Annotated in this window: 11 protein-coding genes; 3 read left to right on the top strand and 8 right to left on the bottom strand. The window is 37.0% G+C overall.

The genetic code is table 11. The annotated features are described in order from the left end of the window. Positions 1–208 precede the first annotated feature (208 nt). The 8 genes from tyrS to FC37_RS06280 form a co-directional block, all read right to left on the bottom strand. A complete protein-coding gene (tyrS, locus tag FC37_RS06315; RefSeq protein ID WP_025005704.1) occupies positions 209–1471 on the bottom strand; it encodes a tyrosine--tRNA ligase in 1263 nt (420 codons plus the stop codon). Between the two features lie 252 nt (positions 1472–1723). Next, positions 1724–3118, bottom strand: a complete 1395-nt coding sequence (locus FC37_RS06310; protein ID WP_025005703.1) for a fibronectin type III domain-containing protein — start codon at positions 3116–3118, stop codon at positions 1724–1726. A gap of 85 nt (positions 3119–3203) precedes the next feature. Then, positions 3204–6194, bottom strand: a complete 2991-nt coding sequence (locus FC37_RS06305; RefSeq protein WP_025005702.1) for an LTA synthase family protein — start codon at positions 6192–6194, stop codon at positions 3204–3206. Positions 6195–6230: 36 nt separating this feature from the next. Continuing rightward, on the bottom strand, positions 6231–6848 hold the full coding sequence (locus FC37_RS06300) for a glycerol-3-phosphate acyltransferase (protein WP_025005701.1): 618 nt from the start codon (positions 6846–6848) through the stop codon (positions 6231–6233). Then, positions 6848–7954: an LCP family glycopolymer transferase gene (locus FC37_RS06295; RefSeq protein WP_025005700.1), complete on the bottom strand. Its 1107-nt coding sequence runs from the start codon at positions 7952–7954 to the stop codon at positions 6848–6850. Before FC37_RS06295 ends, FC37_RS06300 begins: the two co-directional genes overlap by 1 nt. A gap of 101 nt (positions 7955–8055) precedes the next feature. Next, positions 8056–8616, bottom strand: a complete 561-nt coding sequence (locus FC37_RS06290) for an aldose epimerase family protein (RefSeq protein WP_025005699.1) — start codon at positions 8614–8616, stop codon at positions 8056–8058. Positions 8617–8679: 63 nt separating this feature from the next. Further along, positions 8680–9282 (bottom strand): pyroglutamyl-peptidase I, encoded by a 603-nt coding sequence (pcp, locus tag FC37_RS06285; RefSeq protein ID WP_025005698.1) that lies wholly within the window; start codon positions 9280–9282, stop codon positions 8680–8682. Between the two features lie 221 nt (positions 9283–9503). Beyond that, positions 9504–10196 (bottom strand): 2,3-diphosphoglycerate-dependent phosphoglycerate mutase, encoded by a 693-nt coding sequence (locus tag FC37_RS06280; RefSeq protein ID WP_003630668.1) that lies wholly within the window; start codon positions 10194–10196, stop codon positions 9504–9506. A gap of 163 nt (positions 10197–10359) precedes the next feature. On the opposite strand from FC37_RS06280, the gene FC37_RS06275 reads away from it, so the two are divergent. The 3 genes from FC37_RS06275 to FC37_RS06265 all read left to right on the top strand — a co-directional run bounded on the left by FC37_RS06275 (position 10360) and on the right by FC37_RS06265 (position 12973). Then, entirely contained in the window at positions 10360–11115 is a 756-nt protein-coding gene (locus FC37_RS06275) for a DUF6612 family protein (protein WP_025005697.1), read from the top strand. Between the two features lie 82 nt (positions 11116–11197). Further along, complete coding sequence (locus FC37_RS06270) at positions 11198–11998, top strand: hypothetical protein (RefSeq protein ID WP_056945550.1); 801 nt, start codon at positions 11198–11200, stop codon at positions 11996–11998. Between the two features lie 9 nt (positions 11999–12007). After that, entirely contained in the window at positions 12008–12973 is a 966-nt protein-coding gene (locus FC37_RS06265) for a Gfo/Idh/MocA family protein (RefSeq protein ID WP_025005696.1), read from the top strand. Positions 12974–13126 lie beyond the last annotated feature (153 nt).

Here is a 13126-nt window from a genome sequence, read left to right as displayed (position 1 = left end):
GAATTTGTAAAATAACTTATATTAATTATTTTGCTTTTTGTGGCAAAAATAAAATAACATTTTATCTAGTGAAATATTATTTTATTTAATTCACGCTTTTTCAATATTCAAGACTGCATAAAATCAGTTACTATATTAATTAAATTTCATATAGTATTTCTGAAAACAAAAAAATGAGATGAATTATCATCCCATTTTCTCTGATTAATTACTTAATTGTAACCAAAGTGTACTTTCTCTTACCCTTACGGATAATTACATACTTACCATCGAAGGCGCTTGATGGATCAACTTCAAAGTCAACGCTTTGTTCACGATCACCATTAACATAGATCGCACCATTCTTAATGTCTTCACGTGCTTGACGCTTTGAAGGTTCAATCTTGGTATCAACTAAAAAGTCAACCAAGTTCTTCTTTTCGCTGCCTGCTTCTGCACTTGGAGCGTTCTTCAAACCTTGTTCAATTTGAGTTACTGATAAGTTCTTAATATCACCTGAGAACAATGCATCAGTAATCATTTGAGCTTCTTTAAGACCGGCTTCACCATGAACGAACTTAGTTACTTCTTCAGCTAAACGCTTTTGAGCAGCTCTCTTCCAAGGTTCCTTTTCAGTCTTTTCAGCCAAGTCTTCGATTTCTTCACGGCTAAGGAAAGTAAAGTACTTAAGGTACTTAACAACGTCACGGTCATCTTGGTTAATCCAGAATTGGTAAAATTCATAAGGACTAGTCTTTTCAGGATCAAGCCACACAGCACCACCAGCTGACTTACCAAACTTAGTACCATCAGCCTTAAGCATCAATGGAATAGTCAAACCAAATGCAGGACGATCTGCACCTTCAAGCTTGTGAATAAGGTCGATACCTGCAGTGATGTTACCCCATTGATCACTACCACCGATTTGAAGTTGAACACCATCATCTTTGTTCAAGTGGTAGAAGTCGATGGCTTGCAAAATTTGGTAAGTAAATTCAGTGAATGAAATACCGTTTTCAAGACGACTAGCAACAACGTCCTTGTTAATCATGTTGTTAACTTGGAAGAACTTACCGTAATCACGCAAGAAATCGATTAAGTTAAGCTTGCCAAGCCATTCAGCATTGTTTCTAATTTCAAAGTTTTCAGTACCAAACAACTTCTTCATTTGGTTAGTCAAGCATTCTTCATTGTGCTTAACTTGGTCGGCAGTTTGCAAAGTACGTTCAGTCTTACGACCTGATGGGTCACCGATTGCACCAGTACCACCACCGATCAAAATTACTGGGTGGTAACCTGCCATTTGGAATCTCTTCAAGATCATGAATGGAATTAAGTGACCGATGTGAAGTGAGTCACCAGTTGGGTCAGTACCACAGTAAAGAGCAAGATCATCATGTTCTGCTAAGTACTTACGTAAACCTTCTTCATCAGTTTCTTGATTAATGGCTCCACGCCACTTCAAGTCTTCTAAGATATCAAACTTTGCCATAATTTTCCTCCAATAAAAAACGTCCCCTGATCTTCCGATCAAGGGACGACTAAACTACATTATTAGCCGTGGTACCACCCACGTTTGCGCTACTGCGCCTTATTAAAGCCGGTAAAGGAGCAACCCTATTAAGTACTTCGCTAAAATCGGCCTGTCTAGCTCACACCAACCGCTAGTTCTCTGAACGCTGAGCCGACTCGCTACTCATTCGTTAGTTATGATATTAACGAGAAAAATAGTTTTAGTCAACCGCTATTTTAAGAAAACCGTTTTAATTGCGGACCATGGGCCTTCTTCTCTGCCATTTAAAGCTTGTAATTTCACTTCATAACTTCTATTTCTGGTAATACCTGTAATAGCGTTAGAAGCTTGATCGGTTACTTCGTAATACCACTTGCTTGTACCCTTTTGGCGGTAAGCAATGCGGTAACTTTGTGCACTATCAATTTTCTCCCAAACTACATGAATGTTGTGGTAAGTATTGTCAGCTTTAGCAATGGTTAAATCGACAGCTCCTGGTGTGGCATCTGAAGGAGCATAGTAGGTATGCTCAACAACTTTACTCCAAGCACCAAAATAATTATCAGTTTCTGGATTACCGTAACGAATGTAGTCAGGGTTGCTTACTCCGCGAGCTACAAAATCATAAGTTTGACCATTAACTAACTTTTTACCAATTTGAACTGGAATTTTATGACCGTTTCTTTCTAGATAGCGCGTAGCTGGAGCAGTACTTACTTCTACAGTGTTGCTGCTAGAAGTAAATGAGGCAGCCTTTGAGCCCTTCTCACGCCATGCAAGTTCGTAAGTCTTAGCATGAAGTGCATCCCTCAATGTAGCAACCACACCATCCTTAGTATCCTTTAAAGATTCAATTTCAGTATCTGTTGGCACCATGCGTGTATCAGGAACGGCTGTTAATTGGAAATCATAAAGCCCGCGAGTATTTACACTAAACACATAGGTTCCTTTAGCCAAGTACCAACTTTGGCTGGCAGTCTTATTGCCATTAACTTTGAAATCCTCTGGGTAAAGCATAGTGCTACCGCCAACAGAATTATCTTTATCAAACATGATTACGTTCATATTGCTGAAGATGTTGCCTTTTCCAAGTTGATAAATTGGATTATTAGTCATCTTCATCGTAACCATTTGAGGTGAATCAATAGTAAAGCTGTAGTAGTCGATACTATCATAATTGTACATTTCACCCATTGCTTTGATTTTTTGACCAATTTTAATCTTTCTTGCCTTAAGGCTGCTGTTATCATTATCCTTCTTAGTTTCAACGTAAGTTTCTAAATTCTTACGAATCTTGGTCAAACGAGTATATGCAGTCTTTACGTTGGCATTCTTTGAACTGGTTAAATAGTATGTACCCTTACGCAAATAATATGTATTCTTCTTTTTGCCATAAGGAATACATGTCCATTCCATGCTATTTTTCAAGGTAACATTGCTATTTGTAACTAATCTACCAGCTGCAGGTAAATGTAATTTGTAAATTTTGCCTTTAGTTACGTGGTTACGTTTATTAATATTAAAACTAGTAGTATTCTTTGGATTATATGTACCAGCTTGAACAGTTGTAGCAGAAAGTCCAAGAAGTGCAGCACTTGTTAGTGCCATTGTCATTATCTTTTTCATTTTAATCACCTTTAACACGTTTTTTCTTAGCTACTATTTTACCATTAGACACAAAAAAGACCGAACTTCGTGTTCGGTCTTTTGTTTAGTTATCTAACTTGTAGAACCCCTTAGCCTTCAAGCCATAAGCTTGACCAGCAGTCATATCGTATTGAACCATTTCGTAGTCATTCAAAATTGCTTGTTGTTCTGAAGTCAATTTCTTAGGATCAACGAAGTGTCCCTTTTGATCAACTAATTGGAAGCCTTTATCACCGTTAAAGTTAATGGTGATTGCAGGAAGCTTCTTGTGAACTTCAGTAAGTAATGCTTGGTAAGGAGTTACCTTAGAATTAGTTTGTTCAAGCATCATTGCAGTGAAGTCGCTAGTGTTGACGTAATTAGTGTTGTGAGTCAACTTCTCCTTAGCACCATGTTCTCTAGCGTACTTGTTAGAGTAAATGAAGTAACGAGTAGCGTGCATTTGAACAGGATACTTAGCAGTGTAGTTTTGTGACAAAATACTTGGGTAGTGGTCACCGTAGAAGACAATGGTAATTGGCTTCTTGATCTTATCAATTTGACCAATAAACTTCTTAACTGCCTTGTCGGTGTATTGCGTACCCTTGATGTAAGTTGCCATTTGTTCACGAACGGCAGCAGTGTTGAAGAGTTCACCAGATACCTTACCCATGTATTCGTTGTTTGGATACCAGTTGTTGTAAGGCATGTGGTTTTGAATTGAGATCAAGTTAATAAATTGACCACCCTTCATGCTGTTGATTTGTCTCAAACCGTTAGCATAAGTAGTGAAGTCAGAGTTGTAAGTACTCTTGCCTAACTTCTTCTGATCAATGATCTTGTACTTAGATCCAAGGTAAACAAACTTGTTAAACTTAAATCTCTTGTAGTCTTCTACTCTTGAGTAGTAAGTACCAATGAATGGGTGAACAGCTGACTTGTAGTTGAAGTCCATACCAATGGTGGGGTAGAAGTCATAGTTTGGCACAATTTGAACATATGGAGTCAAGGTTGACTTGAACATACCCATGTTAAATCCTGTCAAAGTTTCCCATTCCATGTTGGCAGTACCACCACCGTAACCTGCACTAAGCATGCTACCGTAAGTAGATCTATCCTTCATTGATTGAATAAACTTAACTGGGTTTGGAACCTTAGGATCAATCTTAATTGTTGGGAAAGTATATGGATCAACAAAACTTTCACTCAAGTTGTAGACAATAGTTTGATCCTTTAAAGTATTCTTTCTAGTCTTGTTAATTTCATCAGCAATCTTGCCATACTTTTCATTCAAGTGATTAATCGTAGCCTTGGAGTAATTAGATGGCTTATTCATAATCTGTAAATCGAAGTAGTTCAAGAAGTTCAATAATGGACCGTTAATTTGAATATCACGTTCAGGGTTTCTGAATGATTGCTTGTTATCAAAACCACGGTTGATGTGATAAATGATTCCGCCATCGTGGTTGAAGCGAGCTGGTGTCATAAACAAAAGCAAGCTGAGCAATGCCCAGATACCACGGCGCTTCCATGAACCCTTTTTCTTAATTGGAAACTTGATTTCAAGGAAAACAGTCAAAGCAATTACAATCACTAAAGCAACGGCAATCATAATTACCTTTTGTTGACCAACCATTGGAAGCAAGGTCTTCCAGTTAACAATTTCATCAAGTTCAGTTGGATAAATAGGTTCACCACGAAGGTTAAGCTTGATCTTGTTGGCAATGGCCCAACCAATGGTAATTACACTAACCAAAATGGTTGAAGTCCAGTAACGCGTTGTGATGAAGTAGAAAATTGCAAACATGGCATCCAAGAAAATGGCTGTCAAAATGATTGCAAAGAATCTAGTTCCGAGCAAGAAAATTACGGCATTGATATCTGTAGCTGTTGTAATTTGAATTCTTAAGTTATCTGATTCAATTAAGAATGAAACAAAACTCAAGATATAGAACCAGCCCCAAGTAAGAAGTCTTACTCGGTTTTCAACTACCCATGCTGTGAAGTTCTTCCAACCATATTCCACAACTTCAGCTAAATTATCATGACTATTGAAGAACTCAACTGTCTTCTTAATTGGCTTTATTCTAAATAAAAAGCGGCTATACAAATAGTTCAGCGCAAGAGCTGCAATCATCATAATGACGATCATCAAGAACTTGTTAAAACCAGCACTATTAGTAAAGCGGAATGATCTTACAAACCCACCAATAATTGGTGCGTCCATAAAAATAATTATTGGAATAAAGAAACGCATATCCTTAGCGCTATAGCTAACGATTACTTTTCTAAAGATTAAGAATACTGCCAAGACCATTAAAAATAGAAATGGCGAGGTAGGATTACTTAAAAACTTAGGAGTCCAAGAATAAACTCCACTACGTCCGGATAAACGCTGATACCAGTAGACACCGTTAAATCCCGGAACCCCAATAAACATTACAAAGAATGAAAATACTCCTGCAGCAATTGACCAGCCAAAGACTTTCTTAGGGATCTTAACATTGGCCAAGAACATCCCCCAAGCAAAGTATAAGACGAGGTAAACACCGTAAATGGAGTAGTTAAAGTACATTGTACCTGCACTAGTAGCAAAGCCTACTAATGTCAATGCACTAAGCAGCAACACATTTTGCTTAGTTGTAATTCGGCGTTGCAACTCATACAGATATGGTTGAGCCAAAATACTGAAAATCAATCCAGCTAGTAAAACTGAAGTACTTGTCAAAACTGGGAAGAACACACCCCACAGCTTCCACATGACAAAACTACCTGGTCGCTTAATGAAGTTAGCCAAATACAGAAGTATCAGCGTTACAACTGCAATAATCCAGAATCTGAATGCTTCAGTTGGACGGATTTTCTTTTTGCTGTATACAGCACCAAAAACCATCGGTACAAGCGCTAATGTTGCACTACCTAGCATTCCTGGAATAAATCTCATTAAGGTACTCAATGGCAATCTACCAAAGGTATTCCCCCATGAAAACATCTGCACTAGCATTAAAAATGCAGCCAAGATCATACAAACAATTTGACCAACATTCAGTGATTTCTTTTTATTAATCTCACTCATTTTCCTAGTCTATGTCCTTACTAAAATTTTTTGTTATTACTTACTCTTAATTCCCAACTTCTTTTTAATTGAATATAAAATATCAACTTTTTTACCATGACCGGTAAAGAAATCAATAATATCATGCCAGAACTTGAAAATCATAATTAAAGTAATCACCAAAAAGACAATTCCTGCTTCTTGATTGTGCCAAAATTCATAAACACTGAATAAAAGCATAAACACGATTGGTGGAATCGTCAAATTTTGCATAATTGCAGTTAATACCAGAGCAATTAGCAAAGTTGCAAATCCTGCCTTCCAATCATAAAAGACCGCTACCTGAGCGGCAACTGCAACACCTTTACCGCCTTTAAAATGATCCCAAATTGGAAAACAATGTCCTAAAATCAATCCCAGACCAGTATATGCAATATTGATATGTGCTGGGAAAACAAAATACACAATAAACAGAGCAATCAAACTTTTTAGCAAATCGCCCAAACAAGTTAAAATACCCCATTTTTTACCAAAAACAGCCCCCATGTTAGCTGTTCCTGGATTATGTGAACCATATTCTGTAGGGTTTATTTTCAAAAAGATTTTACCAACAACCATCGCTGTCAGAAAATTACCAAAAATATAGCCAATCAGCGTGGCCCAAACTCGCTCCATTAATTATCCCCTTCTCCGGTGTAATCATAGATATGATAATGCTGAATCTTGCCACTCTTAAAACTAAAGCCATTAGCTTTATTTTTTTCATTCTGGAAGGTCTCGTTATTCTGAACAACTTCCTTTTCTAATTCCAACTCTGTGCGCACTAAATCAGAAATTCGTTGCAATTCACTAGTTGGTTGAATTTGATATGCGGCATCCTCAACCTCAGCATTATAGCCATGAAGATAATCACTTGATGAGCTTTTAGCACAATCACGATAATTCATTGCAATTTGTTGTAAAGCACTAAATGGCAAGTTGGTTCGTACATTGTTTGAAACAGAGGTTAGAATTGAATCTAAATTTGATAGTGAACTAATCGAAACAGCCTTTCTAATTAATGTCGTGATGACTTGTCGCTGTCTCTCCTGCCTACCATAATCTCCTCTAGGATCATCGTAACGCATTCTCGAGTAAGCAAGTGCTCCGGCACCACCCATATGGGTTAATTTGCCTTTCTTAAAGACATAACCGCCATATTCAAAGCTAAGCGTTGGTCGAATATTAATGCCGCCAACATAACGAATCATTTTCATGATCCCGCCCATATTAACTACAGCATAATATTTAACAGGCACATTAATTAATTCAGAGACAGTGTCCATTGCCATTCTTGCTCCGCCTATCTCATAGGCAGCATTAATTTTTTCTACCCCAAACTCATCTGTACCAACCATTTGCGCCATCGTATCACGTGGAATAGAAACCAACGTATAGTGCTTCTTAGCAGGGTTAACTACAGCTAAAATCATGGTATCAGTTCGTCCACGCTTTTCTGTTCTATGAAGAGCACCAGTATCGGTTCCCATCAATAAAACAGCAAAACGTTTTTTCCCATTAAACTCACCTGTAGTTTTCACTGCAGTTTGCGGATCATAGGTTTTATCAACAGCGTTCTTTGTTCGGAAATATACAGAAGCAAAATAAGCCGCGGTCGCAACTACTGCTACTAAGACTATTATCCCCGTGACCCACGCCCAAACATGGCGCTTTTTATATTTATGATTTTGCACTCGAGTCTCTGTCGGGTGATTTCTATACTCTTTTCTACTTTTCTTCATAAATCATACCTATATGTAAATTCACATTGAGTGTATTATAACAAAAAAAGCAAATCATCGCTGACTTGCTTCCTACATCTTATTAAAATCGTTACTTATTTTTACTTTAGTGTCAATGTAATCTCAAAATTGCGGCTACTTTCAGCCTCTAATTCAATTTTATCAGTAAAAGCAGTAACTTTACCATCTTCTGCGGCTAACTTAAAATCAGTTGAAGCAATATCTATTCCATGTTCTTCATTAATTAAACTAATTTTGTTAATGCTGCTCTGACTTTGCCAAGTACTTGGCAACACAAAGCCTAATGAAAATGGTAGTTCCTTATGTGATGAATTCTTTAGATAAAATGATATCTTTAATTGATTGCCCTCCAAAGCATATGTTATCATCACTTCAAAATGATATGGAAAACTTTTATAGCTTTCCGGTGTATCAATTAAAGTCAAACTGACTCGAGTATCACCTTTATCTACGACAGTCCAGGGCAGTTTGCTAGCCCAGTTATTGCCTTGATCAAGCACTGGAAAAGCAATTGCCATACCCTCTTCAGTCCCATTTTCGCCGAGATAATCATAATTATCATTAATAGATACAAGATGGACCATTTTGGCCCCATTCTCATCGACAGAGACTTGTAAGAGAGAATTATCAATTGTTTGCATATTTTTCTCCCCACTTTAATTCCATTGACAAAAATAGCACTTAAAAGGGGTAACTGTCAATTTTTAACACATTGCAGCCGCTTTTATGGCCGCTGTCAGCCCGACTACCATATTCTCTAAACTCATTGAAGGATAACGTCCATTCTTAGTCTGACTTGGCAAATATGGAATATGAATAAAGCCGCCCTTTAAATCAGGATAATCGTGATGAATTAAATATTGAATTTCATAAAAAAGATGGTTGCAGACATATGTCCCCGCAGAATTTGAAATTTGTGCAGGGATTCCGGCATGACGAATAGCAGTTACCATCTTTTTAATTGGCAATTGGGTAAAATAGCCATCTAATCCGTCTGCTTGAATTTTACCTTCTTTAGGACCTTTACCAGAATTGTCAGGAGTTGAACCCGATTGAAAATTAATTGCTATTCTTTCGGGCGTAATGGCACCGCGACCACCTGCCTGTCCTACATTAATCACCATCTCAGGATTTTCTTTTTCAATCGCTTTCTTTACGACATCAGCACTTTGATAAAAAATAGTAGGAACTTCTAACTTAATTATTTTGTTACCAGCTATTTCATTAGGTAATCTTTTTACAGCTTCAATTGCAGGATTAATTTTCTCTCCGCCAAAAGGATCAAAACCGGTTACTAATATTTTCATATCGTTTCTCTTTCCTTAGAAAAAAATGGTAAATTTTCTTTATTTATAATATAATATACTTGTTCCAAAAAATTATGAAACTAAATGTTTAAAAAATAGTTTTTGGGGCAAGTTGATAAAATAGAGCATCCCTCTTGGGGTGCTTTTTTTCCCTAAAAAATACAAAATAAAAAGGAGCTTCTTGCAAAGTTCCTTTTTTGTGTGAATAACCATTAATTAAATTAGTCGTCCAACTTTTCCTTGTTAACAACATCCAAGTTTTCGTCGAATGTGTAAACAACTGGTTCACCAGTCTTCATTTCAAGGTTCATGATGTCGTCATCAGAAATGTTTTCGATGTACTTAGTTAAAGCACGAAGTGAGTTACCGTGAGCTGCGATAATTACGTTCTTGCCGTCAAGTAAGTCTGGAGCAATGTGATCTTCCCAGAATGGCATTACACGGTCAAGACATACGTGTAAGTTTTCTGCCTTAGGAACGATGTGTGGGTCCAAGTTTGCGTAACGACGGTCATGTGCTTGACTGAATTCATTGTCATCATCAATAGCTGGTGGCAAAACATCGTATGAACGACGCCAAATGTGAACTTGTTCATCGCCGTACTTTTCAGCAGTCTTCTTCTTGTTCAAACCTTGAAGAGCACCGTAGTGACGTTCGTTAAGTCTCCAAGTCTTCATTTCTGGAATCCAGAGTTGGCCACTTTCTTCCAATGCGAAGTGCAAAGTCTTGATTGCACGAGTTAATAATGAAGTGTAAGCTTGATCAAATTCAAGACCGTGTTCCTTGATTAAACGACCAGCCTTCTTAGCTTCTTCAACACCTTTTTCTGAAAGGTTAACATCAACCCAACCAGTAAATTGGTTTGAAAGGTTCCATTCACTTTGTCCGTGACGGATTAAAACTAATTTTGACATGAAATATCTCCTTTTAAAATTCAATGTTTCATCCATATTTTACACATTTCACAGTTTTTTTCATAGAGAAATGAGTAAAAAACATCTTTTTTTAATGTTCACTTTCTATTATCTTCTTTTTTGTGTTACTTTTAAGTAAAATATTCAAAAAGAAGTGTAAAAAATGAAATTTATGAATAAAAAACTAATTTTAGGCTTAGTTGCCTTATTAGCATTATGTTTATCCGCTTGCTCGCAAAAAAGTGCTAAATCTGGCGACAACTTGCCGAGCGCCAAAACTATTTTAACTAAAGCACAAAAAGCAAATTATAATTCGATGCATGCCACTTGGGACGAAAAAAGCAATGGCAAAACTTTACAAAAGGCTGCGGTTGAATATACAACTAAACCTACGATCATTTATGCCAATGTTTCCGCAACTTCTAATTACTATAAAATGTGGGTTGAAGGGAAAAATAGCTACATTCAAATGAAAGGCACCAACAGCAGTCACTGGTTTAAGACCACTGCTAAGGCTGGCACCTATTCATCATTCATTCAAAGCTTAAATGGCAACTTGTTAACTCCATTTATTCCTTTGCACAAACAATTTAAAGTCAAAAAGAATGACAACAATTATGCCCTTATTTATAAAGGAAACAACAAAAGAGTTTGGAACGCGATCGTGTCTGATGCGGCAGTCACAACTTTAATCGGAATTGATATTGATGATGTAAAGCCAATCAATACTGAAATTCAGGTCGACGTTGATAAAAATTACAATGTCAATGATGTAAAAATTGTTTCTAGCTACAAAGATGATGGGCAAAAGAAGACTTTGACTATGAATGTAGATCAAATTGATCAAATTAAGAAATTGTCCGTTCCTAGTGCAGTTAAAAAGAATTCCGTAGATTTAGGAAAATTAGATAAAAAATAATTAATATAAAAAAGCTCTAATCTAAGCATAGATTTGGGCTTTTTCGTTATAATAGAAATAGTTATTTAGGAGATTTTTTATTATGAAATTAAAAAAAGCAATTATCGGTATATCATTAGCCGCCGTCTTTTTACTCAGTGGCTGTAGCCCAAAAGAAAAGAAAGCTGATCCTGTTTTAAACAAAACTCAGGTAGTTCAAAAAATGAAAAAGGGCTTCAAGAGTGGTCAAGTTATTCAATCAATTATTCTTGGCACTGACACTTCTAACCAAGCAGCTATTGCCAACACCACATTTGGCGGTGACTCAACGGTTTACCATATAATCAACCAAACTTCTAGCAAGGGCAAGACCCGCTCTAGCGAAGAATGGGTTAACATGAACAACGTTTATATCAATGGTCGTGACACTTGGTATAAAGCTGATCTAGAGAAATTAACCGGACACTCATACGCCGATTTAACTGATGCAATTATGAATAATCACTTGATCACTAATCCTAGTGCTGAGTTGATTAAAGCTTACAAGTTAAAGCGCAATAAAAACACCTACACTTTAACTGCTAAAACAAGTGATAAAGCTTTGATGAAAAAAGCAGCTACTCCTATCTTTGATACTACTCCACAAAGCACAGGTCAAGCTAAAGTGTTTAAGCAAATTCAAAAATTAGGCAAATACAAATCAATGACGGTTAAGGCGGTAGTGAAAAACAATAAATTAGCTACCTTTAACGTCTTCGTTAACATGAAGCTTGGCAAAATGATGACAGTCAAGGTCGGTCAAAGCTATGGCAACTTTGGTAGTCACGACTTCTTAAAGGTTCCAACTAACGCTACGAACGCTAAGAATTTGCCAACTACTGACAATAATAAGAAAAAGAAATAGGTATTCACGATGAAATTAGGAATTATCGGCAGCGGCATGATTGTTCAAGACTTTTTAACTACTGCTGATCAAATTGATAACTTAGAATTAACCGCAATTTCTTCAACCAAGCGTAGCGCAGGCATCGCGCAAGAATTAGCACAAAAATACAATATTTCTCAAACCTATACTGACAATGAAAAATTAATGTCAGACAGCAACGTTGATACGGTCTATATCGGCGTGCCTAATTTCTTGCACTACTCGCTAGCTAAGCTTGCACTTGAACATGGCAAAAATGTCATCTGCGAAAAGCCATTTGTATTAAGTACAGCTGAAGCCGAAGAATTAAAGCGATTGGCCGATGAAAAAGATTTAATTATCGCTGAAGCTATCACTAATATCTACTTAGAAAACTACAAAAAGATCAAAGAAGAATTAGATAATATTGCTCCAATTCATATCGTTTCTTTAAATTATACGCAATACTCTAGCCGTTATGACGCCTTCCTTGAAGGTAAGATTGCTCCCGTTTTTGATCCGAAAAAAGATGGCGGCGCCTTGATGGACTTGAATATTTACAATATCCACCTTGCCGCTGGACTGCTCGGGTTGCCTGATAAGGTAAAATACTACGCCAACATGCAAAAAGGCATTGATACATCGGGTATCCTGCATCTTTCTTATCCTGATAAACAAGTAACTTTGATCGGTTCAAAGGACAGTTATGTAACGCCACGTTCGTTCATTGAAGGCGAAAAAGGCAGCATTTATTTTGACGGTTCAACTGGTACGCTTGATAACTTTACCGTCGAAATGCGTGGACAAAAACCGAAGCGTTACAACTTTAATAAATATCCACATCGCATGGCAAGTGAGTTCACTGCATTTGCCGAGATGATCGATCAACATGATGTTCGGAGAGCTGATGAAGCGTTTGTCAATACTTTGGAAACAATGAAGATTTTAACTGCAGCTAAAAATTCAGTTGAATAATGTGAAAGCCACCTTTAAACAAGGTGGTTTCTTTATGTCTTATTTTATAAGCCATCGACTATACAACTGCCAATGACTCCGATCGCGTCTACTAATGTTGCCTACTTATCAAGCAGATTATTTAGCTCGCGAAGAACTAAATGAAGTTCATGT

Origin of the sequence: Lactobacillus gallinarum DSM 10532 = JCM 2011, assembly GCF_001434975.1 — a bacterium.
Lineage (GTDB): Bacteria > Bacillota > Bacilli > Lactobacillales > Lactobacillaceae > Lactobacillus > Lactobacillus gallinarum.
This window is presented reverse-complemented; position numbering and strand designations above follow the sequence as displayed.